Origin of the sequence: Streptomyces odontomachi, assembly GCF_024435355.1 — a bacterium.
Classification (GTDB): Bacteria; Actinomycetota; Actinomycetes; order Streptomycetales; family Streptomycetaceae; genus Streptomyces; species Streptomyces odontomachi.
This window is the reverse complement of the sequence record NZ_JAMJWG010000049.1, coordinates 1-23,795: the sequence shown is the minus strand read 5'-3', so window position 1 is coordinate 23,795 and position 23,795 is coordinate 1. Positions and strand designations below refer to the sequence as shown.

The 23,795-nt window shown below is 70.8% G+C and carries 20 protein-coding genes; 13 read left to right on the top strand and 7 right to left on the bottom strand.

Annotated features, from left to right (window positions below; translation table 11 throughout):
- On the top strand, nucleotides 1-153 hold a 153-nt coding region (locus NQO67_RS42610; RefSeq protein WP_255956018.1), incomplete at its 5' end, for a non-reducing end alpha-L-arabinofuranosidase family hydrolase.
- Between the two features lie 102 nt (nucleotides 154-255).
- Here NQO67_RS42610 and NQO67_RS42605 read toward each other — a convergent pair.
- From NQO67_RS42605 to NQO67_RS42595, 3 genes are all read right to left on the bottom strand, one after another.
- Nucleotides 256-1,155, bottom strand: coding sequence for a carbohydrate ABC transporter permease (locus NQO67_RS42605; RefSeq protein WP_255956017.1), 900 nt, complete (start codon nucleotides 1,153-1,155; stop codon nucleotides 256-258).
- A complete protein-coding gene (locus NQO67_RS42600; protein WP_255956016.1) occupies nucleotides 1,155-2,045 on the bottom strand; it encodes a carbohydrate ABC transporter permease in 891 nt (296 codons plus the stop codon). The genes NQO67_RS42605 and NQO67_RS42600 overlap by 1 nt, the downstream gene beginning before the upstream one ends.
- Nucleotides 2,046-2,188: 143 nt before the next feature.
- Entirely contained in the window at nucleotides 2,189-3,481 is a 1,293-nt protein-coding gene (locus NQO67_RS42595; RefSeq protein WP_255956015.1) for an ABC transporter substrate-binding protein, read from the bottom strand.
- 552 nt (nucleotides 3,482-4,033) lie between these two features.
- Between NQO67_RS42595 and NQO67_RS42590 the strand changes: the two genes are divergently transcribed.
- From NQO67_RS42590 to NQO67_RS42575, 4 genes are read left to right on the top strand one after another with little or no spacing between them, the layout of a single operon-like run.
- Nucleotides 4,034-5,293: a flavin-dependent oxidoreductase gene (locus NQO67_RS42590; protein ID WP_255956014.1), complete on the top strand. Its 1,260-nt coding sequence runs from the start codon at nucleotides 4,034-4,036 to the stop codon at nucleotides 5,291-5,293.
- Entirely contained in the window at nucleotides 5,290-5,772 is a 483-nt protein-coding gene (locus NQO67_RS42585) for a MarR family winged helix-turn-helix transcriptional regulator (protein WP_255956013.1), read from the top strand. Before NQO67_RS42590 ends, NQO67_RS42585 begins: the two co-directional genes overlap by 4 nt.
- The gene (locus NQO67_RS42580; RefSeq protein ID WP_255956012.1) at nucleotides 5,769-7,451 is read left to right on the top strand and encodes a CocE/NonD family hydrolase; all 1,683 of its coding nucleotides are present in this window, start codon (nucleotides 5,769-5,771) and stop codon (nucleotides 7,449-7,451) included. Before NQO67_RS42585 ends, NQO67_RS42580 begins: the two co-directional genes overlap by 4 nt.
- The gene (locus NQO67_RS42575) at nucleotides 7,448-7,915 is read left to right on the top strand and encodes a DUF3237 domain-containing protein (RefSeq protein WP_255956011.1); all 468 of its coding nucleotides are present in this window, start codon (nucleotides 7,448-7,450) and stop codon (nucleotides 7,913-7,915) included. The genes NQO67_RS42580 and NQO67_RS42575 overlap by 4 nt, the downstream gene beginning before the upstream one ends.
- Nucleotides 7,916-7,942: 27 nt before the next feature.
- On the opposite strand, the gene NQO67_RS42570 is transcribed toward NQO67_RS42575, so the two are convergent.
- Genes NQO67_RS42570 through NQO67_RS42555 form a run of 4 tightly spaced genes read right to left on the bottom strand, consistent with a single transcriptional unit; the run spans nucleotide 7,943 to nucleotide 12,754 of the window.
- Nucleotides 7,943-8,911, bottom strand: a complete 969-nt coding sequence (locus NQO67_RS42570) for a formylglycine-generating enzyme family protein (protein WP_255956009.1) — start codon at nucleotides 8,909-8,911, stop codon at nucleotides 7,943-7,945.
- Nucleotides 8,912-8,940: 29 nt separating this feature from the next.
- Nucleotides 8,941-10,389, bottom strand: coding sequence for a sulfatase family protein (locus NQO67_RS42565; RefSeq protein ID WP_255956008.1), 1,449 nt, complete (start codon nucleotides 10,387-10,389; stop codon nucleotides 8,941-8,943).
- Nucleotides 10,386-12,167 carry a sulfatase gene (locus NQO67_RS42560; protein ID WP_255956007.1) on the bottom strand — a complete coding sequence of 594 codons (1,782 nt, stop codon included), beginning with the start codon at nucleotides 12,165-12,167 and terminating at the stop codon, nucleotides 10,386-10,388. The genes NQO67_RS42565 and NQO67_RS42560 overlap by 4 nt, the downstream gene beginning before the upstream one ends.
- Nucleotides 12,164-12,754, bottom strand: a complete 591-nt coding sequence (locus tag NQO67_RS42555) for a PadR family transcriptional regulator (RefSeq protein ID WP_255956006.1) — start codon at nucleotides 12,752-12,754, stop codon at nucleotides 12,164-12,166. The genes NQO67_RS42560 and NQO67_RS42555 overlap by 4 nt, the downstream gene beginning before the upstream one ends.
- 100 nt (nucleotides 12,755-12,854) lie before the next feature.
- Between NQO67_RS42555 and NQO67_RS42550 the strand changes: the two genes are divergently transcribed.
- From NQO67_RS42550 to NQO67_RS42515, 8 genes are all read left to right on the top strand, one after another.
- A complete protein-coding gene (locus NQO67_RS42550; RefSeq protein ID WP_255956005.1) occupies nucleotides 12,855-13,490 on the top strand; it encodes a TetR/AcrR family transcriptional regulator in 636 nt (211 codons plus the stop codon).
- 158 nt (nucleotides 13,491-13,648) lie between these two features.
- The gene (locus NQO67_RS42545; protein ID WP_255956004.1) at nucleotides 13,649-15,181 is read left to right on the top strand and encodes an ABC transporter substrate-binding protein; all 1,533 of its coding nucleotides are present in this window, start codon (nucleotides 13,649-13,651) and stop codon (nucleotides 15,179-15,181) included.
- A gap of 5 nt (nucleotides 15,182-15,186) precedes the next feature.
- Nucleotides 15,187-16,140 (top strand): ABC transporter permease, encoded by a 954-nt coding sequence (locus NQO67_RS42540; protein ID WP_255956003.1) that lies wholly within the window; start codon nucleotides 15,187-15,189, stop codon nucleotides 16,138-16,140.
- On the top strand, nucleotides 16,137-17,027 hold the full coding sequence (locus NQO67_RS42535; protein ID WP_255956002.1) for an ABC transporter permease: 891 nt from the start codon (nucleotides 16,137-16,139) through the stop codon (nucleotides 17,025-17,027). Before NQO67_RS42540 ends, NQO67_RS42535 begins: the two co-directional genes overlap by 4 nt.
- On the top strand, nucleotides 17,017-19,149 hold the full coding sequence (locus tag NQO67_RS42530) for an ABC transporter ATP-binding protein (protein ID WP_255956001.1): 2,133 nt from the start codon (nucleotides 17,017-17,019) through the stop codon (nucleotides 19,147-19,149). Before NQO67_RS42535 ends, NQO67_RS42530 begins: the two co-directional genes overlap by 11 nt.
- Nucleotides 19,150-19,199: 50 nt before the next feature.
- Entirely contained in the window at nucleotides 19,200-21,683 is a 2,484-nt protein-coding gene (locus tag NQO67_RS42525; protein WP_255956000.1) for a beta-glucosidase H, read from the top strand.
- On the top strand, nucleotides 21,680-23,149 hold the full coding sequence (locus NQO67_RS42520) for a sulfatase family protein (RefSeq protein ID WP_255955999.1): 1,470 nt from the start codon (nucleotides 21,680-21,682) through the stop codon (nucleotides 23,147-23,149). The genes NQO67_RS42525 and NQO67_RS42520 overlap by 4 nt, the downstream gene beginning before the upstream one ends.
- A 27-nt stretch (nucleotides 23,150-23,176) precedes the next feature.
- Nucleotides 23,177-23,795, top strand: a 619-nt coding sequence (locus NQO67_RS42515) for a sulfatase-like hydrolase/transferase (protein ID WP_255955998.1), incomplete at its 3' end; no start/stop codon positions are given.

Sequence of the window (23,795 nt, the reverse complement as noted above, 5' to 3'; positions counted from 1 at the left end):
AGCCACGGCGACCTGGTCCGCAACAACCCCGACCAGACCATGACCGTCGACCCCTGCAACCTGCAATTCCTCTACCAGGGCAAGGACCCCAACGCGGGCGGCGACTACAACAACCTGCCCTGGCGGCCCGGCGTCCTCACCCTCCAGCACTGACCTGACCGATCCACGGTGATCGTGACGTGGCGCCGCCTGCCCCTGCCGTACCTCCGGCAGGGGCAGGCGTGTGACGGTCCGGTACGGATCCCGGTGCCGGTTTCAGCCCTTCACGGCGCCGGTGAGACCGCCGACGATCCGCTTCTCGAAGAGCGAGAAGAAGATCAGTGCGGGCAGCATGGCGAGTGAGGTGAACGCGAGCACCTTCGCGGTGTCCGTGGAGTACTGCGAGGAGAACGCCTGGACGCCCAGCGGCAGCGTGAAGTTCGCCTGGGAGTTGAGGATGTACAGGGGCAGGACGTAGTTGTTCCAGCTGCCGATGAACGCGAGGATGCCGACGGTCACCACACCGGGCAGCGACAGCGGCACCACCATGCGGAAGAAGAATCCGAGCCGGCTCACACCGTCGATCGCGCAGGCCTCCTCGATCTCGTTGGGAATGGCCCTGAGGAACGGCACCAGGATGATGACGGTCGTGGGCAGGCCGAAGGCGATCTGCGGGACGATGATGCCGAGCAGGTTGTCGACGAGGCCGATGTTCTTGATGACGATGTACAGCGGGGTGATCGCGATGACCATCGGGAACATCAGGCCGGCGGCGAACAGGGAGTACATCGCGCCCTTGAGCTTGAAGTCGTAGCGGGCGATCACGAAGCTCACCATCAGGCCGAGGACGACGATGCCGATGGTGCTGGCGAGCCCGACGACGAGGGAGTTGGCGAACTCCCCCCAGAACGTCGTCGACTTCAGGACGTTGAGGTAGTTGCTGAAGACCCAGGGGTGCGGCAGGGCGGCCGGGCTCGTGGTGATCTGCGAGTTGGTGCGGAATCCGCCGACCACGATGTAGAGCACCGGCGCGATGCAGACCGCGATGAAGAGCAGCGCGATGAAGTAGGTGACGGGATTCCCCCACTTCTGCGGCCTGTCACGAGGGCCGCGACGGCCGCCGGGCGCGCTCGGATCCACGGTGGAAGACCAGGAGTTGGCGGTCGTCGCGCTCATCAGGCGGCTCCTTCGGTGACGGCGCCCTGGAGATCGCGGCGCAGGACGAAGCGCTGGTAGATCAAGGCGACGATGAGCGAGATCAGGAACATCACGACCGCGATGGCGCTGCCGTAGCCGTAGTTGCCCGCGTTGCGGCCCTGGGCGAGCATGTAGATCGCCATGGTCGAGGTGCCCGCGGTGCCCGAGACGTACTGGCCCCAGATGATGTAGACGAGATCGAACAGTTGCAGCGAGCCGATGATCGACAGGAACGCCCAGATGCGGATCGTCGGTCCCAGCAGCGGCAGCGTGATGCGACGCTGGATCTGCCAGTAGGAGGCGCCGTCGATCTCGGCGGCCTCGAACAGCTCCTCGGGGATCGACTGGAGGCCGGCGAGCATCAGAATCACCGCGAAGCCGACGTACTTCCACGAGATGATGCCCATCAGCGTCCAGATGGCCAGCTTCGGGTTGGAGAGCCAGTCGGCTTGGAGGAAGCCCAGGCCGACATGCTGGAGCAGGTCGTTGACGGCACCGGTGCTCGTGAGCATCAGGCTCCAGCCGGTGCCGACGATGACCTCGGAGATGATGTAGGGCACGAAGATCAGGACGCGGATGATCGAGCGGCCGCGGATCTTCTGGTTGAGCAGGAGCGCGAGGACGATCGCCAGCGGGCCCTGGATGACCAGGGAGAGCACCAGGATCATGCCGTTGTGCCACAGCACCTGCTGGAACGCGGGGTCGGTGAGGATCAGCTTGTAGTTGTTCAGACCGACCCAGTCGGTGGGCGCCCCGTAGCCGTGCCACCGGTAGAAGCCGTAGTACGCGGCGAGCGCCACCGGGAAGATCACGAACGACAGGAACATGATGATCGCCGGTGCGGACATGACCGCGATCTCGAGTCGCATCCTGGCACGGCCGCGGCGGCGCGCAGCCGCTCGCGGCGGAGTCGGGGAAGCGGGCCCGGCCGCGCCCCCGACTCCGGGCGTGCCCTGCGACTGGCGGCCGGAGGCCGCGTCAGTACCCAGGGTGTTGCTCATGGTCGACCTACTCAGCCCTTCGCGGCGGCGGCGTTGGTGTCCTTGACGATGTCGGCGGCGGTGCCCTTGCCGGCCAACAGGTTCACGACGGAGGTGTTCATGGCGTTGCCGACGTTCTGGCCGTACTCGGTGTCGAGGAACTGCATGGTGTAGGAGGCCTTGTTGAAGGCCTTCAGAGCCGACACGTTGTAGGAGTCGGTGACGACCGACTGCGCCTCCTTGTTCACCGGGATCGAGTTGAAGGCCTTGGCGTAGTCCTTCTGCTGGTCCGCGGTCAGCAGGAACTCGACGAAGCCGAGGGCTTCCTTCGGTGCGTTCTTGGACAGCGAGTAGCCGCCGCTGCCGCCCATGATGGCGGTCGGGTCGCCCTTGCCGCCGGCCACGGCGGGGAAGGGGAACCAGCCCAGGTCAGGCAGCTGCTTCTGGTTCGGGGTCAGGCTGGCGATGACACCGGGGTCCCAGTTACCCATGAGCTCCATGCCTGCCTTGTGGTTGGCGAGCATGCCCGCGGACGACCCGGCGCCCTGCTGCGCGGAAGTCGTCAGGAAGCCCTTCTGGAAGGGGTTGACCTTCAGGAACGCAGCCAGGTCGTCGCCTGCCTTGTTCCAGCAAGGGTCGTCGAACTTGAGCGACTTGCCAGCCGTCGTCATGGCGTCCTGGCTGCACTCGCGCAGGACGAAGTTGTAGTACCAGTGCGCAGCCGGCCAGGCGTCCTTGGCACCGACCGCGATCGGCGCGACCTTGATCGCCTTCAGCTTCTCGATGGCGGCCTCGAGCTCGTCCATCGTCGTCGGCGTCGAGGTGATGCCGGCCTTGTCGAACAGGTCCTTGCTGTAGAAAATGCCCTCGGGCTGCGTGTCGGTCGGTACCGCGTAGACCTTGCCGTCGATCGTGTTGCTCGCGAGAGCCGCCGCGCCCGCCTTCGCCTTGTCGGCGTCGGTCAGGTCAAGCTCCTGGATCTGACCGGCCTCGACCATGGCCCGCATCTTGCCGCCACCGCGCTGCATGAAGACGTCCGGCGCCGAGCTCGAATTCAGCGCGGTCTGCAACTTGCCGTCGAAGTCCTCGTTCTGGATCGACTGGAGCTTGATCGTGACGTTCGGGTGCAGCGCGTGGTACGCCTTGGCAGCGTCCTTCCAGTGCTGCACACCGGGCCCGGTCGTCGCGTTCTCCCAGAAGGTCACGGTGACCTTGCCGCCGGACGAACCGCCGTCGGCGTCGCCGTTGCCGGCGCATCCGGTGGCAGCGAGTGCGATGCCCAAGCCGATCGCGACGGCTGTCGCGCTGCGTGTGTGTCTCGTCATCATGGGAACTCCCTGGTCTGACGTCATAGACGCAAAGGGTGCAAACATTTGCGCAAAGTAATGTTCTGTTGGGTGCCAAGAGACTCGTACGCACGCTGATCTGGGCGTTCAGGCGTCAGGCCGACCGTGGCAACAGGTGAGGGTCAGGTACGCGTGCGAATTCACGACGATCACTGCACTCCGCTCTTTCCGGCTGCGGGCGTGCACGTGTGCACGTGCAAGGCGGATGGGTGTGACCGTACGGAGTCGTCTCCGTTGCGGGGGTCGGTCGCACGAGAGTATGCGCTTGACGCAAAGCGGCAGTCAATGAATCATTCTCGAAAATTCATCGAAACTTGCGAACGATTTGGCAGGGTTGGCCACCAAAACATTTCGACACTTCCACCCGTCGTGGCCGCCCGGCCGCGGTCGGTGTTGCACGTTCTCCCGAGGCCTTGCAGTAGCCGGGCCGCCAGAGTCTCCCGCTGTGCGACAGCGGAGGGAACGGGTGAACCCCCTTGACTACAGGTGATTTTGTTTCAAAACTAATTGACCGACCGAGGGAGGGTTCAGATGTCGACCGTGATCATCGGTGCCGGCATCGGCGGGCTCACCGCGGCCCTGAGCCTGCATCAGGCCGGGTGCCGTGCTGTGCGCGTGTTCGAGCGGGTCGCCGACCTGCGGCCACTGGGAGTGGGCATCAACCTGCTCCCGCACGCCGTGCGCGAGCTGATGGAGTTGGGCCTGACCGATCGGATCACCGAGCTGGGGGTGGCTCCCGGCACGCTGGCCTACTTCAACCGGTACGGGCAGCGGATCTGGAGCGAGCCGCGCGGCTTGCAGGCCGGCTACCGGTGGCCACAGTTGTCGGTGTACCGAGGCCGGCTCCAGTGGATGCTGCTGGAAGCGGTGCGCGACAGGCTGGGTCCCGAGGCGGTCCTGACGGGGCACCAGCTCGTCGCGGTCGAGCACGGCGCTGATTCCGACGTCGCCTGCTTCGACACCGACGCCGGCGTGGTCCGTGTCGAGGCCGACGTGGTGGTGGGTGCGGACGGCATCCACTCGGCCCTGCGTCACCAGCACCATCCGCACGAGGGCCGGCCGCGCTGGAACGGCGTGACCTTGTGGCGAGGCACCGCACGCGTACCTGCCTACCTGGACGGAACCACCATGATCATGGCGGGTGACGACCAGCAGAAGTTCGTCGTCTACCCCGTCGGCCCGCCCGACGCGGCAGGGCATGCGCGGGTCAACTTCATCGCCGAGCAGCGTGGGGACGCCAGGGACGGTGCGAACGCCGACTGGAACCGGGCCGTCGACCCCGCTCCGGTCGTCGAGCTGTTCCGTGACTGGCGCTTCGACTGGCTCGACGTGCCCGCCGTCATCGCGGCCGCGGAGGAGATCCTGGAATACCCGATGGTCGACCGGGACCCGATCGACCAGTGGACGTTCGGCCGCTCCACGCTGCTCGGCGACGCCGCCCACCCCATGTACCCCAACGGGTCCAACGGTGCGTCCCAGGCGATCCTGGATGCGCGAACGCTGGCGCTGCACCTGGCCACCGCGCCGACCGTGGAGCAGGCCCTCGCCCGCTATGAGGCCGAACGCCGCACGGCCACCACCGCACTCGTGCACAGCAACCGCCGGCACGGCCCCGAGCGCGTCATGGTGTTGGCCCACGAGCGGGCGCCGCGCGGCTTCGGCGACATCGGCGAGGTCTTCTCGCCGGGCGAGCTGGCTGACATCGCCGCCTCGTACAAGCGGGCGGCCGGCTTCCACCCGGACGCGCTCAACAACCGACCGTCCCTGACCCCACCGAGCGCCGGCCGATGAGTGACTTCGACCCCGCCCGGCTGGCCGCCGTCATCTCGCCGCTGCGGCGTACGCTGCTGGCCGCGGCGCGCAGCGCCGAGCACCTGCCGGAGATCCCCGACGCACAGATCGAGATCATCCGAGCCCTGCCGCGAGGCACCGCCGCGACCCCCGGCGAGCTCGCCGAGCGGCTGGACCTGAGCCGCTCCACGGTCAGCAACCTGCTGCGCGCCATGGAATCCGCCGGTCTGGTCGCCCGCACCCCGCACACCGACGACCGCCGCCAGGTTCAGGTCTGCGTCTCCGCGAAGGCGCTGGACCTGTTCGAACGCTTCGACCGCGCCGGTGCCGCACTGGTCGCCGACGCGGCCGCGACCCTGCCCGCCGCAGACCGTCGGGCGCTGGCCGCCGCGCTGCCGACGCTGGAACGCCTGCGTGACGCCATCGCCGCGCAGCGGCTGGCCAGCCACTCCGCGCCTGAATCGAAAGACACACGATGACCGGGATCCGCCGATCGCTGTCCCGCTGGCTACAGACCAGGCAACTCCAAGGAGTCGCCCCAGGCCCCTACGACTTCACGGTGCGACGCGACCTGCGCGTGCCCATGGACGATGGCGTCGAACTGATCGCCGACCTCTACACGCCGAGCGGCGAGGTGACCCCGCCACTGCCCACCGTCGTCATCCGCTCACCGTACGGCCGCCACCGCTCCCTCACCCAGGCGCCGGCGCTCGCCCGCGAGGGGTTCCCCGTCGTGGTCCAGAGCTGCCGCGGCACCTGGGGATCAGGCGGAACGTTCATACCCCAGCTCGACGAGCAACGGGACGGCATGGCCACCCACCGTTGGGTGCGGCGGCAACCGTGGTTCACCGGCTCGGTCGCGACATACGGACCGAGCTACCTGGGATACGCCCAGTGGGCGGTGGCCGGGCGCATGCAGCGTGAGGATCCCGACCATGCACCGGACGCGCTCTGCCTGATCAACACGATGCCCGACTTCGGCGCGATCACCTGGGACAACGGAGCCTTTTCGCTGCGCAACGCGCTCGGCTGGTCGCGGTCGATGGACCTGATGGACCGCCGCCGCGGCCTGGTGTCGTTGCTGGGTGTCGTTCCGCTGCCCGACCGAAAGCTGGACAGAGCCTTCGACGTGCTCCCCCTGGGCGCCGGCGACACCGCCGCCGCCGGGCGGCCGATCAGCTGGTACCAGGACTGGCTCAGCCACGAGCGACTCACCGACGAGTACTGGACGCAGCAGTCGCACACCGCCTCGGTGCCCGACGTCACCGCCCCGATCTACATGAGCACCGGCTGGTACGACATCTTCCTGCCCTGGCAGCTGCGCAACTACGCCCAGCTCGTAGCCGCCGGCCGGCCGCCGCGTCTGACGGTCGGCCCGTGGAACCACATCACCGGCGGTGGAAGCCCGTCCTTCGTCGAGTCCGTCGCGTTCCTCAAGGAGCACTTCGCCGGCGTACCGGGCAGCCGCGTCGCGCCCGTGCGTGCCTTCCTCACCGGTGCCCGGCAGTGGCACGACCTGCCCGCGTGGCCACCGCCCGGCACCGCAGTGGGGTCCTGGCACCTGCACGCGTCCGGCCTGCTCGACCCGGCCGCCCCGGACGGTGGTGTCACCCGCTACACCTACGATCCCGACCGTCCCACACCCGCTGTCGGCGGCCCCAGCCTGGACCCGGACTCGATGCCGGTCGACAACGCCGCCCACGAACGCCGCGCCGACGTCACCGTCTTCCGCAGCGTCCCGCTGGAGGACGGCGTCGTCATCGCCGGCGAGCCGGTCGCCCGGATCCGGTTCCGTTCCTCCGCTCCCAGCGCCGACGTGTTCGTCCGCATCTGCGACGTGCACCCCGACGGCCGTTCCATGACCGTCTGCGACGGCATCCGCCGCATCGGAAGCATCGGCACCGCACCAACCGACCCACCACCCGACGGAGACGGCTTCGCCGAGGTGGACGTGCCGCTGTGGCCGACCTTCCACCGGTTTGCGGCCGGTCACCGCATCGGCATCCAGGTCAGCTCGGGCGCACATCCGCGTTACGCCCGCAACCCGGGCACCGGCGAACCCGCCGGCACGGCCACGGCCACCGTCCGCGCCGAGCAGGAAATCTCCCACGACACCGCCCGCGCCTCCCGGATCGACCTGCCGGTGTGGGCCTCATGACCACGACACCGCCCACCCCGGGGCTCGAGCCGGCCTTCGAGGTCGAAGCCCGGCTCGGCCGCCTTGAAGACCACGGCACCACCAGGGCGGGCCACCGCCGCATCGTGCCGATCGTCGGCGGGCACGTACACGGCCTGTTCGAGGCGGAGATCATGCCCGGAGGCGCCGACTGGCAACTACTCCGCCCCGACGGTGCCATCGACATCGACACCCGCTACACCGCACGCACGGCAGCCGACGAGTACCTCTACCTACGCACCTTCGGGGTACGCAGTGGCCCGCCCGAGGTCCTCCAGGCGCTGCTACGGGGCGAACCCGTAGACCCCACGCAGTACTACTTCCGCCTCGGAGTACACCTGGAGACGTCCGCACCCCGGCTCGCCGCCCTCCAACACTCCCTCTTCGTCGCATCCGCGATCCGCCATACCGACCGAGTGCGCTACACGGCTTACCGAGTGACATAAGAGGGCCATCCGGTGCCCTTGGATCCCTCAAGCGTCGGCTGCCACTCTGAAGCCGAGGTTGCCCGCGCCGGTGTCGGGTGGATTCGAGGTGCGGGCCGCGACTCGGTAGCGGTAGCAGTAGGAGTCGTGGCACATGTGGGAGCCGCCCCGCATCACCTTGGCCGAGCCGGTCGCCGGGCCGGTGGGGTCGGTGTGCGGGCGGGCGTCGTGTGCGGTGTGCCACCAGTCGGCGCACCACTCCCAGACGTTGCCGCAGGTGTTGTACAGGCCGTGCCCGTTGGGCGGGAAGGCGGTGACGGGAGCGGTGGAGCGGTAGCCGTCCTCGGCGGTGTTGCGGGTGGGGAAGCGGCCGCGCCAGATGTTCAGTCGGAACTCGCCGTCCGGAGCGAGCTCGTCACCCCAGGGATAGCGGCGGCCGTCCAGCCCGCCGCGGGCGGCGTACTCCCATTCGGCCTCGGTGGGCAGCCGCACACCGGCCCAGCCGCAGTAGGCGACCGCGTCGTTCCAGGAGATGTGCACGGCGGGGTGGTCCCTGCGGTCGGCCGTGGAGCCGCCCGGGCCTTCCGGTGCGTTCCAGAAGGCCCCGCGCACCGCGCACCACCACGGGGTGGCCTCGGGGCGCGGGGACTGCTTGCGCAGGGGGCCGGGGAGGAAACCGGCGAAGACGTAACTCCAGCCGAAGCGTTCCGCTTCGGTGCGGTAACCGGTGGCGTCCACGAACGCGGCGAATTCCGCGACCGTGACCGCAGTGGCGGAGATGCGGAACGGGGCGAGCGTGACCTCGCGTACCGGGCCTTCTCCGTCACCGGGGATCGCGGCATCGTCGTCGTTGCCCATGCGGAAACTGCCGCCGGGCTGCAGGAGGAGCGCGCTCACCGCTTCCGGAGCAGGTGCCGACGGCCCGGTGTTCGTCAGCGGTACGGGGCTCGCCTGCGCCACCGGCGTGGTGCGGGCGGGGGCACAGCAGCTGTGCGTGTCGGTCGGGTTCGGCGACATGGGTCCGTCTTCCTCGAAGGGCGATGTGGTCAGAGCCGGCTCAGGCAGTGCCCCTCGTCCCGTGCGAGCGCGACCAGGTCGTCCCGGAGACGGGCCGCCTCCTCCGGGTCGTCCAGGAAGAGGTTGCACCGTTCCTCGGGGTCGGCCACCAGGTCGTAGAGCTCGTTCAGACCGGTTCCGGCACCCCGTTCCCGGCCGGGCGCGGTGTCGACGTACTTGTGTGTCGCGGAACGGATCGCAAGGTAGTGCCGCTCCGAGCAGACGGCGACCCTGCGAGGGGACGGCGACCGGTCCCCGGCGAGGAGAGGCGTGAGGCTGCGCGCGTCGATGTCGGGCTGCGGTGGCAGCCCGGCCAGCTCGCAGAGGGTGGGATTGAGGTCGGCCAGCTCCACGAGCGCGTCGCTCACCCCCGGCTCGACGCCCGGTCCGGTGAGGATGAGCGGGACGCGCATGGCTGCCTCGTAGGGGACGCTCTTCTGGAACAGGCCGTGGTCGCCGAGCATCTCGCCGTGGTCCGCAGTGAAGGCGATCACGGTGTTCTCGGCCAGGCCGCGATCCTCCAGCGCGGCCACGATGCGGCCGATCTGGTCGTCGATGAGGGCGAGGGACGCCGTGTACTGGCGGCGGGCCGTCATGACCTCGTCGTCGTCCAGGGACCACCTGGCGGGTGAGGCGTACTCCGGCTTCCCGGGTGTACCGCCCGGGATCGCCGCGGGCAGGTCGGCCTCGCAGAACCGGTCTGCCCACTCGGCGGGCGGGTCGTACGGATCGTGGGGGCCGACGAAACTGACGAAGAGGTGCCACGGGTAGTCGGCGGGCACCTCGCGGATCCACTCGACCGCGCGCTGTCCCAACCACCCGTCCTCGAAGGCGTCGGCGGGCAGGACGGAATCGCGGTAGAGGTCGGCGCTCCTGCCGTAGGGGGACGGCGGCTTGCCGCTTCCGTGGACCGGGCCCCGGCCGCGCATGCCTCGGAACCTCGTGATGTAGTCCTCGGCGAACCTCTCGTACAGGCCGTGCTCTTCGAGCCAGTGCCCGTAGGGACCCAGCGGGCGGCGGCTGCGGCCGGCGTGCATCTTGCCCTCGGCCTCGAGCGGGTGGGTGAATCCCCAGCGGAACACGGCCGGCCGGTCGCCGTTGCGGCCGTTGTCCGGGGACGACTTGGCGAGGTCGAGCTTGCCGATGACGCCGACGCGGTAGTCGTGGTCGCGCAGCCGCTGGTAGTACGTGACCGCGTCATCGAGCACCGCGGTGTTGTCCAGCGCGCCGGTGCGCTCCGGGGCCAGGCCGGTGGCCAGGGCCATGCGTGCGGGCACGCAGATCGCGGCGTTGGTCACGGTGTGGGTGAAGCGCGTGCCGCGGGCGGCCAGGGCGTCGATGTGGGGTGTGCGCACGCCCGCCGTGCCGGCGCACCCCAGCCAGTCATGACGCAGCTGGTCGGCCATGATGACGAGCAGGTTGGGCCGCGAGTCGGTCATGCGGGCACCTCCAGGGTTGCCAGGTCGCCGGCGATAGCATGCAGCTGCTCGACGGTGATCTGTGCGACCGGCAGCGCGGCCAGGCCGATGAGCGAGATGGTCTCCATGAACTGGAGGTTCTCCGAGTCGGTGACGCCCGGGATGTGGCGATCGAGGATGTCGGCGGCGGCCGGCTCGGCGAGCAGGACATGGACGGGGGTACGCACCGACAGCCGGCTGTCCGGGAAGCTTTCGACCGGAGGCAGCGGACGAAGCGCCGCCTGGGCACGGTCCTGCTGGGCGCGCACCAGTAGGTGTTCCACGGTCACCTCGCCGTGCCGGGGCAGTCCGAGGCGCTCGTACTGATCGTCAGGGGCGTCGGTGGCGCGCATCAGCTCGACGAGCAGACCCGCCATGCGCAGCTCCGCCTCGTCGTCCGTCAGGGGTTCGGTCTGTTCCGGATCCGTCGCGAGATCGAACAGCAGGGTGCCGAAGGCCCAGGGGTTGAGCCGGGAGCGGCCGGGGACACGGAGGGTGGGGACGCCCTTGGTGAAGGGGAAGGGCTCGGCGAGCGTGGCGCCGGCCAGTTCTCCGGGGGTGAACCGGCCGCGCATGCGGGTGGGCATCAGGGTGTGTTCGTACATCGGGGTGTTGCTCTCGTCGGCGCAGGCGCGCATGTAGACGTACCGACCGTCGGTGACGTTGACGTGGCCGCCGAAGATGCCGAACAGGCCGGCCTCGCGGATCGGGGTGTCGTCCGCCAGGACCCCGCGCAGCGGCCTGCCCTGCATGTCGGCGGGGCGCTCCACCCCGAAGTACTCCAGCAGGGTGGGGCCCAGGTCGATGGTCTGCACGAGGCTGGAGCGGCGTTCCCCCGCGGTGCCCACGCGCGGGTCCCAGACGAACAGCGGCAGGTGGACCAGCTCGTTGTACCAGGGGAGCACGGCCTTGCCCCACCAGTCCTTCTCGCCGAGGAACAGGCCGTGGTCGGTGTTGACGATGAGCATGGTGTCGGACCACAGGTCCAGCTCGTCCATCAGGTCGAGTACGCGGCCCAGGGAGTGGTCGCACATCGACAGCAGGGCCGCGTACTCGTAGCGGGCGTGCGCGGCCTCGCCCGCGGTCTCGGTCACCCGCTTGTAGTCGGGCCAGTCGAAGTGCGGTCCTTCGTAGTCGTGCGGGTAGAGGTCCTTGAAGCGCTCGTGGGAGAAGAACGGCTCGTGCGGGTCGAACGTCTCCACCTGGACGAACCAGTCGTCCTCGGCGGCGTTGGTGCGGACGAACTCGATGCCGGCGTCGAAGGTGAGGGTCTGCGGGTGTCGGTCCTCCGTGGCCATGTGCTGCCGGTTGACCCAGTCCTGGCGGTAGCTGGGACGGCGTACCTCCTTCAGATCGTCCGGGATCTCGGGGTCGGCGACCTGCCCCTTCCACGGGTCGCCCTCCTGGCCACGGAAGAACTCCCAGGTCCGGTAGCGGCCGTGGTAGGTGGCGCCGCCGTCCTCCCAGTAGTGCGGGTGGTCGCTGGCGAGGTGGGTGTACACGCCGTGCCGGGCCAGGATCTCGGGCACCGAGTCGTCGAACGGCTCCAGCGGGCCCCAGGCGCGGTGCAGGAAGTTGTGGCGTCCGGTGTGTATCTCGCGCCGGGCCGGCATGCAGGGCATCGAGCCGGCGTAGGCGTTGTCGAAGACCGCGGTGCGCTCGGCCAGTCGCGCGAAGTTGGGGGCGTGCGTCCAGTCGGCCCCGTACGGCGGCAGCATCCGCCGGTTGAGGCTGTCGAACATCACCATGATGGCTTTCATGCGGTCTCCGGGGGTGGGACGGAAGTCTTGTCGTCGTCGTTCAACCGCCGCAACACGTCCTGTAGCCAGGCCACCCAGCGGTCCACGGAGGCGGAGCCCCACTGGTGGACGAGGTCGGCGGCCCACTGACGGCGTACGGGGTCGAGGCCGGGCACGGGGTCGTCGAAGACGACCGTGCGGTCCCGGTCGCGTTGCGTGGCGATCTGCCGCAGGCGGTAGTCCAGTTCGGTGGTCACCAGGCGGACGGCCGCCTGCCGGTCCAGGGCCACGGTGATCAGGAAGCGGTTGGTGAAGTCCGGATCGGAGAAGCGGCTGGTGGGCTCGTACGGAGAGCGGATCCAGGCCAGCAGCGCGGCCTGGCCCTCGTCGGTCAGCCGGTAGACCTTGGCGTCCGGGCGGCGCTCGCGGGCGTCGACACGGAAGGCGACCCAGCCGCGCTCCTGCATGCGGGCGAGGGTCCGGTAGACCTGGCTGTGGTGGATGTCCGAGCTCACGAACTGCCCGTCGGCGGACAGCCATTTGCGCAGGTCGTAGCCGCTGTAGGGGCGGGCTGCGAGCAGCCGCAGCAGGACGTGTTCCAACTTCACCGGCACTCCTATGCGCAGTGACACATATGTGCACTTGAACATAGGTAGCCTGACGTTGCACCGTCAAGGCCTTCCCTGCGGTCCGGCTACGGTGTCCGCCATGCGACCTGATCAGTCAGCCCGCCCCGAGGAGGGCGGCAAGGGCTCCGGCCGGGGTTACGCCAAGGGCCGGGCCCGGCGCCAGGAGATCCTGCGCACCGCCCTGAACACCTTCGCCGAGCAGGGGTTCCGGGCCACCTCGATGCGGGAGATAGCGGAGGCCGTGGGGCTGAGCCAGGCGGGACTGCTGCACTACTTCCGGTCGAAGGACGAGCTACTCGCCGAGGTACTGCGGCTGCGCGACGTCGAGCTCTACGCGTTCAACCAGCGCTACGGGCAGGAGACGGGGCTGACCGCGATCCGCCGGCTGGTGGACATGGTGGAACTCAACACCCGACAGGCCGGCCTGGTACGGCTGTACACGGTGCTGGCCGGCGAGTCCGTGGGGTCGGACCACCCGGCGCGGCAGTACTTCACCGACCGCTACACGGACGTTCGGGGGCGGGTGGCGGGGTACCTACGCGCCGCTTTGGACGACGGGGAGATCCACGGCGACACGGACGTGGAGCAGGCGGCCATCACGATCATCGCGGTGATGGACGGCCTCCAGATGCAGTGGCTGCTGGACCCCGAGTCCGTCGACATGCCGCGGGCCTTCGCCCGATTCCTCGAGGACTACCTGCGCGGCCTGACGTAGACGAGCAAGTCGGGCAAAGACCGGGCAACAAACCATTCACATGATTGGTTTGTTGTGCCTACAGTGCTCTCCGCGCCGCCCGGTGATCCGGGCGGCGACGCCAACCACGGCGTAGGAGAGGCGGAAAAGCCATGACAGCCGATCGCAGAGCCGGGCCTGTGTCCCGGCGTACCACCCTTCGAGGACTTGCCGGTATCGCCGGGCTCACCACGCTGAGCGGGTGCCGGCTCGCGGTGAACGAGGCCCGTGGCGCTGCCGTGGGCGGCGCCCGCCGGGGCGGGACGCTCACCCTGGCGATGAACCTCGACGCCATGCCCTCGGCGGCCCAGGCCCACCAGGCTCAGTCGGTCGTCTGGCGCCGCCTGGTCTTCGAGACCCTCACCGAGTACGACGCGAACCGCACCCCCCGCCCGCTGCTGGCCACCGACTGGACGATCGGCGACGGCGGCCGCACCGTGACGCTGCGTCTGCGCGACGACGTCCGCTTCCACACCGGCCGGCCCATGACCGCCGAGGACGTCGTCTTCTCGCTGAAGCGGACGATGGACCCGGCGGCGGCCACCCAGGCCCGTTCCGTCAGCGCGCACATCACCGACATGGCCGCCGACGGCGACCACGCACTGCGCATCCGGCTGGCCCAGCCGGCGAGCAACCTCTTCGACATGTTCGAGCTGACCTCGATCATCGACAAGGAGAGCGTGGCCGGGCTGGCCGACGGCAAGGACGTGGTCGGCACCGGCCCGTTCGCCTGGCGGTCCTGGAACCCCGGCTCGCAGCTCACCCTCGTACGCAACTCGCACCACCGCACCGCGGGTCGGCCCTACCTGGACCGGATCGATCTGCCCGTCATCACCGACCCCACCGCGCTGGCCACCGCCGTACGCAGCGGGCGGGCTGACCTGGCCTACGGCGCCGCCCCCCTCGACGCCAAGGGACTGTCCCAGGACGACCGGTACGTCATCGACCACGGCAGCGCGGTCGACTACGCCGTCAGCATGGACGTGCGCGCCCACCCCTTCGACAAGCCCGAGGTGCGCCGCGCCGTCGGCTACGCCATCGACCGCGAGCGCGTCCTCAACCAGGTCTTCGCCGGGTACGGCCGCGCCAGCAGCCTGTGGTGGAGCGCCAAGGAACCGGGCTGGAGCAAGGCCCAGTCCGACGCCTACCCCTACGACCCGGCCCGCGCCCGCCGGATGATCGAGCAGGCGGGGGCCAGGGGCGCGTCGGTGACGATCGACGTCATCTCGATCCAGGCCGCCCAGGGCGTCGCCCAGATCGTCCGCTACGACCTGGCCGCGGCCGGGCTGAAGGTGCGCACGCGGGTCATCGACGCCGGCGAGTTCTCCAGCCGGCAGGCCGCGGGGCAGCTCAGCCACATGTTCATCAACGGCTACGGCATCGCCGACCTGTCGGCGGCCACCCTCGTGGGCACGCACCCGGCCTTCGGCCCCGCCCACAACTCCTCGCACTTCCGCACCCCCACGTACACCGCCGCCGCCGACCGGGCGGCGACCGCGCGCAGCGGTGAGCGCAAGGCCGCGGTGCGGGCCCTCGGCGCGTACATGCAGGAACAGGCCTTCAGCCAGTCCGTGGTGAACACGCAGGCGGCCATCGTCCGCTCCAAGCGAGCCCGCGGGGTCGACCTGAACTTCCTCGGCTGCTTCCGCCTCGACAACGCATATCTGGTGTGATCCCGATGACCGGATTCCTGATACGCCGCATACCGTCGGCGGTCCTGGTGCTCTTCGCCACCTCCGTGCTGGCCTTCGTCCTGCCCCGGCTGGCCCCCGGCGACCCGGCCGCCGCCGTGGCAGGCCCGGACGCCACCGCCGAGCAGATCGCCGCCGTCCACAAGGGTCTTGGCCTGGACCGTCCCCTGATCGTCCAGTACTGGCACTGGTCGATCGGGGTACTGCACGGTGACTTCGGCACCTCCTACACCACGGGACGGCCGGTGACCACGCTGCTCGCCGATCGGTTCGGCAGTACGGTGCAACTCGCCCTGGCCGCCGCCCTCCTGATGATCGTGATCGGTGTCGCGCTCGGCGTGGCCGCCGGATCGAGCCGGCGGCCGTGGGCCCGCTCCCTGCTGGATGTCACCTGCACGGTGCTGCTGGCCACGCCGGCCTTCCTGACCGGCCTGCTGCTGGCCCTGCTGCTGGGCGTCGCCTGGCAGATCCTGCCCGTCAGCGGTGAGGTCTCCCTGCTGGCCGACCCCGAGATCGGCGTGCAGTACCTGCTGCTGCCCGCGCTCGCCCTGGCTCTGCCGCAGGCCGCGTCCCTGGCACGACTGATCCAGTCCGCCATGCGCCAGGCCTACACCGAGGAGTACGTACAGACGGCCGTGGCCAAGGGCGCGTCGCCACGGCGCATCACGCTGCGGCACGTGCTGCGCAACTCGCTGGCCACCGCCCTCGTCTCGCTCGGCATGCGGCTGGGCGAACTGCTGGGCGGCGCCATCGTCGTCGAGGCGGTCTTCGCCCGCAACGGCCTGGGTTCCCTTGCCGTGTCGAGCTCCGGGCACCGCGACTACCTGGTCATCCAGGCACTGGTGCTCCTTGCGGTGACCGTCGCCGTGCTGCTGCAACTGCTCACCGAGGTCGGTCTCTCCCTCCTCGACCCCCGGATCCGGCTGGAGGGCTCGCGATGAGTACGAGCACGGACACCGCCCCGGCGACCGCCGCAGCGGCGGCCCCACCGCCTCCCGCGCCCGCCGAGGGCTGGCGGCGCTACCTGGGTGCGGCGCGCCGCCCGCGCGGCGCCGTCGGGCTCGGCCTGCTCGGTCTGCTGGTGCTGGCCGCGCTCCTGGTGCCGGTCTTCAGCGGCGGCTACGACCAGCAGTCGGCCACCACCTTCGCCCCACCGTCGTGGGCGCACCTGTTCGGCACCGACGAGCTGGGCCGCGACATCTTCGTACGGACCCTGTACGGGCTTCGTGCCGATCTGCTGCTGCTGTTCGCCGGGGTGCCGATCGCCATGGCCGTCGGCACGCTGCTGGGCATCGCCGGCGGGCTGTCACGGGCGCTCGGGATGTTCCTCCAGCGCGTCTTCGACATCATTCTCGGCTTCCCCGGCCTGGTGCTCGGCATCGTCATCGCGCTGATCATGACGCCCGGGCAGTCCGCGCTGCTGATCACCATCGGGATCGTGCTGCTGCCCGGCTACGGCCGGCTCGCCCGGGCCGCCCTGCTCGCCCAGGAGCAGCGGGAGTACGTGCTGGCCGCCCGGGTGCTGGGCGTGCCCCGGTGGCGCGTGCTCGTGCGGCACATCCTGCCCAACTCCGTCGACCCGATCATCGTGCACACGGCCATCGCCATGGTCTTGGCCGTCTTCCTGGAGACCGGCCTGTCCCTGGTCGGCCTCGGCATCCAGCCACCGCAGCCGTCCCTGGGCACCCTGCTCAACACCGGTGTCCGCTTCCTGTCCCTGGCTCCCGTCTACGTCCTCGGCCCGACCCTGATCCTGCTGATGCTGGCACTGGCCTTCAGCCTGCTCTCCGACGCGCTCAACGAGGCGGTGACCGGATATGACCGTTGACACGACCGACAGCGACATCAAGCCGAGTGCGGACGGTGACGAGGGCCTCGGCGTCCTGCTCGACGCGACCGACGTCCGGGTGCGGTTCGACACCTCCGCCGGTCCTGTCACCGCGGTACACGGCGTGTCGCTCCGCCTGAGCCGCGGCCGCATCACCGGCCTGGTCGGCGAGTCCGGCTCCGGCAAGTCCGTGACCGCCCGCACGCTGATGCGGATGGTGCCCGCCGCCGGGCAGGTGACCGGCACCGTGCGCTTCGACGGCACCGACCTGCTGGCGCTGCCGGAGCGGGAGATGCGGGCCGTGCGCGGCGACCGGATCGCCATGGTCTTCCAGGACCCGCAGGCGTCGCTGAATCCCGTGCTGCCGGTCGGCCGCCAGGTCGCCGAGGCCCTGATCGTGCACGGTACGCCGGGCGGCGAGGCCCGCAGCCGAGCCGTGGAACTCCTCGACATGGTGGGCATCCCGGACGCGCGGCGGCGCGCGGGCCAGTATCCGCACCAGTTCTCCGGCGGCATGCGCCAGCGGGTGGTCATCGCCATGGCGCTGGCCCGCGAGCCCGACCTGCTGATCGCCGACGAGCCCACCACCGCACTGGACGTCACCATCCAGGCGCAGATCCTGCGGCTGCTGGCCGAGCTGCGGGACCGCACCGGCGTGGCCGTACTGATGATCACGCACGACATGGGCGTCGTCGCCGAACTCTGCGACGAGGTGGCGGTGATGTACGGCGGCCGGATCGTGGAGACCGGTACGGCCGCCACCGTCTTCGCCGCGCCGACGCACCCGTACACCCGGGCCCTGCTGCGCGCGACGCCCCGCCTGGACGCCCCGCAGGCCGCGCCCGGCGAGCGTCTCTACGCCATCCCCGGCCAACCACCCGACCCCGCTCACCTGCCCGCCGGCTGCGCCTTCCAGCCCCGCTGCGCTCTCGCCGAGGACCGCTGCACTGGCACCGTACCGACCTTGGAGCGGCTGCCCGCCGACCCGACGCACGAGGCCGCGTGCTGGGTGACGGCGCCTCCGGAGGGGCGCACGGACACGGCTGTGGCGGAGCAGCCCGCCGCCGACGCGCGGGCGGCGAAGCGCGCGGCCATCGGCGAACCCATCCTGGAGGTCGCGGACCTGCGCGTGAACCTCGGCGGTCGGCGCCCGGCCAGCGCGGTGTACGCGGTGGACGGCGTCAGCCTCACCGTCCGTGCCGGTGAGACGGTGGGTCTGGTCGGCGAGTCCGGCTGCGGGAAGTCCACTCTCGCCCGGACCCTGGTGGGCATCCACCGGCCGGACGCCGGCAGCGTGCGCCTGCACGGCCGGGACCTCGCCGCCCTGTCCCGCCGCGAAGCCGCCGGGGTACGCCGCGGCCTGCAGTACGTCTTCCAGGATCCGTACGCGTCGCTCAACCCGCGGCGCACGGTGCGCCAGGTCCTCGACGAGGCGCTGGAAGTACGCGGCGTGCCCGCGGCCGAACGACCGGCACGCGCGCTGGAGCTGCTGCGCACCGTCGGCCTGTCCGAGCGGCACCTCGACCGGCTGCCGCACGCCTTCTCCGGCGGCCAGCGCCAGCGCATCGGCATCGCACGCGCGCTCGCCGTCGAGCCGGAGTGCCTGGTGCTGGACGAACCGGTCTCCGCCCTCGACGTGTCCATCCAGGCGCAGATCATGAACCTCCTCGCCGATCTGCGCGACCGGCTGGGCCTCGGCTACCTGTTCATCGCCCACGACCTGGCCGTGGTCCGGCACATCAGCGACCGGGTGGCGGTGATGTATCTCGGCCGGATCATCGAGACCGGCCCCGCCGAACAGCTCTACGCCGACCCCCAGCACCCCTACACCGTCTCGCTGCTGTCCTCCTCGCCCGTCCCCGAGGTCGGCGCCGAGCGCGAGCGCATCGTGCTGCGGGGCGATCCGCCCAGCCCGAAGGACCCCTCCCCAAGCTCTTCGAGCAGGGGATACCCCATGTCCGGCTGCCGGTTCCGCACCCGCTGTCCCATCGGCCCGCTGGCCCGTCCCGACCGCACGATCTGCGCGGAGAAGTCACCGGAGCTCACGGTCGACGGCGTGAGAGGGCACGGCGCCGCATGCCACTTCCCCGGGGAGCTGACGGCGGCCGGCGCCGTGCCGTAGCCGGGCGCCCGCCACTCCCTTTCGCACAACGACGAACGACAAGGACCACCATGACGCGGCAGAGCGCCGGCTCTCCTCCCTCCGACTCCCCCCTCGACGACGACACGGCGGCGAAACTGGTCGCCTCGCTCCCCCTGGACCGCAAGGTCCGCCTGCTCACCGGCGGAGCCTTCTGGCGCACCGCCGCGGAACCCGCCGTCGGTCTTGAGTCGATGCTGCTGTCCGACGGCCCGTCCGGGGTACGCGGCGAGCACTGGGACGAGCGTGAACCCTCCCTCAACCTGCCCTCCGGGAGCTGCCTGGCCGCCGCCTGGGACCGCGACCTCGCCTACCGGTTCGGGCAGGCGATGGCGGCCGAGGCTCGGGCCAAGGGGGTGCACGTCGCTCTCGGGCCCACCGTCAACCTGCACCGCAGCCCGCTGGGCGGCCGGCACTTCGAATGCTTCTCGGAGGACCCGCTGCTCTCCGGTGCCCTCGCCGCAGGCTACGTCCACGGCCTCCAGGACCACGGCGTGGCGGCCGTGCCCAAGCACTACGTGGCCAACGACTCCGAGACCGACCGGCTCACCGTGGACGCCCGCATCGACGAACGGACGCTGCGCGAGGTCTACCTCGCACCGTTCGAGACGGCGGTCACCGAGTCCGGCGCATGGGGGGTGATGTCCGCGTACAACTCCGTCAACGGCACGACCATGAGCGAGCACGACCTGCTCCGGCGCCCGCTGTGCACCGAGTGGGGCTTCGACGGGGTGGTGGTGTCGGACTGGACGGCGGTGCGTTCCACCGAGGCCAGCGCCGCCGCCCGGCAGGACCTCGCGATGCCCGGCCCGGCCGGACCGTGGGGTGAGCTGCTGGTCGCCGCCGTGCGCGAAGGCCGGGTCGGCGAGGCGGCGATCGACGAGAAGGTGGTGCGGCTGCTGCGGCTGGCCTCCCGGGTGGGCGCGCTGGCAGGGCACCCGGTCCGGGACGAACCCCCACGGGCGCCCGAGGACTTCGCCTGCGAGGCGGCGGCCTCCGGCATGGTCCTGCTGCGCAACGAGCGCGGCGAGTTGCCCTGGTCCGCCGGCGGCATCGGATCCGTCGCGGTCAGCGGCCAGGCCGCCCGCACCCCGCGCGCCCAGGGCGGCGGCAGCGCGACCGTCGTCCCCACCTTCCTCACCACGCCGCTCGGCGGCCTGCGAGCGGCACTCCCTTCAGCGGAGGTCCACTACGACGTCGGCACGGTCGTCTCCGACGCACCGGCGCCGCTTCCGCCGCACACCCTCACCAACCCGGTCACCGGCGGCCCCGGGGTGCGGGCCCGGTTCCTCGACGCGGACGGCGACGAGGTGTTCGCCGAGGACCGGCTGGCCACCGACCTGGTGTGGTTCGGCAGCCCTCCGCCCGGCGCCCGGACCCTGGAGCTGACCACCCGGCACCGCCCCGAGGAGAGCGGCCCGGCGGAGCTGGGCATCGCCTGCGCCGGCCACACCACCCTGTACGCCGACGGCGAGGAGCTCCTGGACGTCGACTTCCGCACCGGCGGCGACGTCATGGGCGCGGGCCTGTTCGTGCCGCCCAGCACCTCGACACCCGTACGGCTCGAGGCCGGGCGGGACATCGAGCTGAAGGTGGTCCACGACCTGCACTCGCGGACCGGGACCGGCCGCACCGAGTCCCTCGTGATCACCTTCGGCCTGCTGCCCGTCGTCACCGACCCGGACGCGGAGATCGCCCGGGCCGCCGAGCGGGCACGCGACGCCGACGTCGCCGTGGTGGTCGTCGGCACCACCAGCCGGGCGGAGACCGAGGGCCGCGACCGCACCACCCTTGCGCTGCCCGGCCGCCAGGACGACCTGGTCCGCGCCGTGGCCGCCGCCAACCCGCGCACGGTCGTGGTCGTCAACGCCGGCAGCCCGGTGCTGATGCCCTGGCACGACGAGGTCGCCGCCGTCCTGCTGACCTGGTTCCCGGGCCAGGACTTCGGGAGCGCGCTGGCCGACGTCCTGCTGGGCGTGCGCGAGCCGGGCGGGCGGCTGCCGACCACCTGGCCCGCCGCCGAGGAGGACGTCCCGGTGCTGTCCACCCGGCCGGTGGACGGAAAGCTGCCCTATGAGGAGGGCCTGCACATCGGCCACCGGGCCTGGTTGCGTGCCGGCCGCAGGCCCGCGTACGCGTTCGGCCACGGCCTCGGCTACACCACCTGGCGGCTGGCGGACCTCGCCGTGCCGTCCGCCGTCGACCCGGGCCACGCTCTGACCGTGACCGTACGGGTCACCAACACCGGCTCCAGGACGGGCAAGCAGGTCGTCCAGATCTACCTGTCCAGGCCCACCAGCGCCCTCGACCGCCCCGTCCGCTGGCTGGCCGGCTTCGCACCCGTACACCTCGGCCCCGGCGCGTCGACCGAGGTCGCCGTGGAACTGCCGGCCCGGGCCTTCGCCCACTGGGACACCGGCGCCGGGGCCTGGGCCCACGAACCCGGCGCCTTCCTCGTACACGCCGGCACCGCCGCCGACGACACCCCCCTGACCGCGGAGGTCCGCCAGCCATGACCGCACCCGCCACCGGCGCCACCGAGCGCCCCAACTTCGTCATCGTCGTCCCGGACCAACTGCGCGCCGACGCGCTGGGCTGCTTCGGCAACGACCGCGCCCGCACCCCGCACCTCGACGCCCTCGCCGCCGACGGCACGGTCTTCGAGCAGGCCTATGTGCAGCACCCGGTCTGCTCGCCGAGCCGGGCGTCGTTCCTGACCGGCTGGTACCCGCACGTACGCGGCCACCGCACGCTCACCCATCTGCTACAGCCCGACGAGCCGAACCTGCTGCGCACCCTCAAGGACGCCGGCTACCACATCACCCTGGCGGGCACCCGCGGCGACACCTTCGCGCCGGGCGTCACCGAACTGAGCGCGGACGAGTACGGCTTCGCCGAGGAGCCGACCCGGCCGTCGTTCGCGAAGAGCTTCCCCTCGGACACCTGGGCGCGGGCCTTCTACCGCGGGAAGCTGGAGAGCGACGGGCTGATCGACCACGACGAGGCGGCGGTGCGGACCGCCGAGCGGTGGCTGGCCTCGCCGCCGAGCGAGCCGTGGGTCCTGTACGTACCGCTGTTCTATCCGCACTGCCCGTTCCGCGCCGAGGAGCCGTACTTCTCCCTGCACGACCGCGAGGGCATGCCGGACCCGCTGCCCGCCTCCGCCACCGAAGGCGCGGAGCCCGGCTTCCGGGAGGCGATCCGGCGCAGTTACGGCCTCGATCGGCTGAGCCCCGACATGTGGCGGGAGATCTCCGCCGTCTACCACGGCATGGTCACCCGGCTCGACGACCACGTCGGGCGGATCCAGGCCGCCCTGCACGACTCGGGCGCGGCCGACCGCACGGTCAGCGTGTTCTTCGCCGACCACGGCGAATACCTCGGCGACCACGGGCTGATCGAGAAGTGGCCGTCCGCCATGGAGCCGTGCATCACCCGCGACCCGCTGATCATCAGCGGCGGCGGCCTGCCCGGTGGGGGGCGCCACGCCGGCATGGTGGAGCTGGTCGACGTGCTGCCCACCGTCCTGGAGCTGGCCGACGTGCCCGCCCGGCACCGCCACTTCGGCCGCAGCCTCGTCCCCGTCCTGCACGACCCCGGTGCAGAGCACCGCCGATACGCCTTCACCGAGGGCGGGTTCACCGAGGAGGAGGAGCCGCAGATGGAGCGGCCGCCGTTCCCCTACGACCTCAAGGGCGGCCTCCAGCACGAGCAGCCCCGCCTGGTCGGGAAGGCCGTGGCCGTGCGGGACCGCGACTGGACGTACGTGTGGCGGCTCTACGAGCCCCCGGAGCTGTACCACCGCGCCGAGGACCCGCACGAGACCCGCAACCTCGCCGGCCGGCCGGAGTACGCCGCGACCGAGCGGCGTCTCGAGCAGGCCCTGTTGCGCTGGCAGGTGGAGACCGCGGACGTCATCCCGTACACCGCCGACCCCCGGTTCGCGCCGGTGGAACTCGCGGCACCCGCCGCCGCCCGCTGACCCCACCGCGCCAAACCGGAGGACCCCATGCGCATCATCTACGTCGACGTCGACACCCTGCGCGCCGATCACACCCAGCCGTACGGCTACCACCGCCCCACCACACCCAACCTGCAACGGCTGGCCGACCGTGGCGTGGTCTTCGATCGCTACTACTGCTCCGACTCCCCCTGCATGCCCTCGCGTACCGCCCTGACCAGCGGGCAGTTCGGCATCACCAACGGCGTCATCGGGCACTTCGGGGAGGCCGCCCGCTTCCGCCTCGACTCCGGGCACCGACCCGACCGCGACCGGCCGCTGCTCGGCCAGCGTCTCCAGGACCACGGCTGGTACACCGCCATGGTGTCGATGTTCGCGGAGCGCCACCGGGCGTACTACTTCCACGGCAACTTCCGCGAGGCCGTCCGCGCCACCGGCGAGATCAACGACGAGCAGGCGCACGAGATCAACGCGGTCGCCCTGGACTGGATCCGCCGCCACGCCGACGAGGACGACTGGTATCTGCACCTGACCTACTGGGAGCCGCACACCGACTACCTCATCGGCCCGGAGTGGGTGCGAAAGGCCGCCGCGTCCGGGCCCGCCCCCGCCTGGCCCGACCAGCAGACCATCGACGCCCACGCCGAGGTCTACGGCCCCCGTAGCG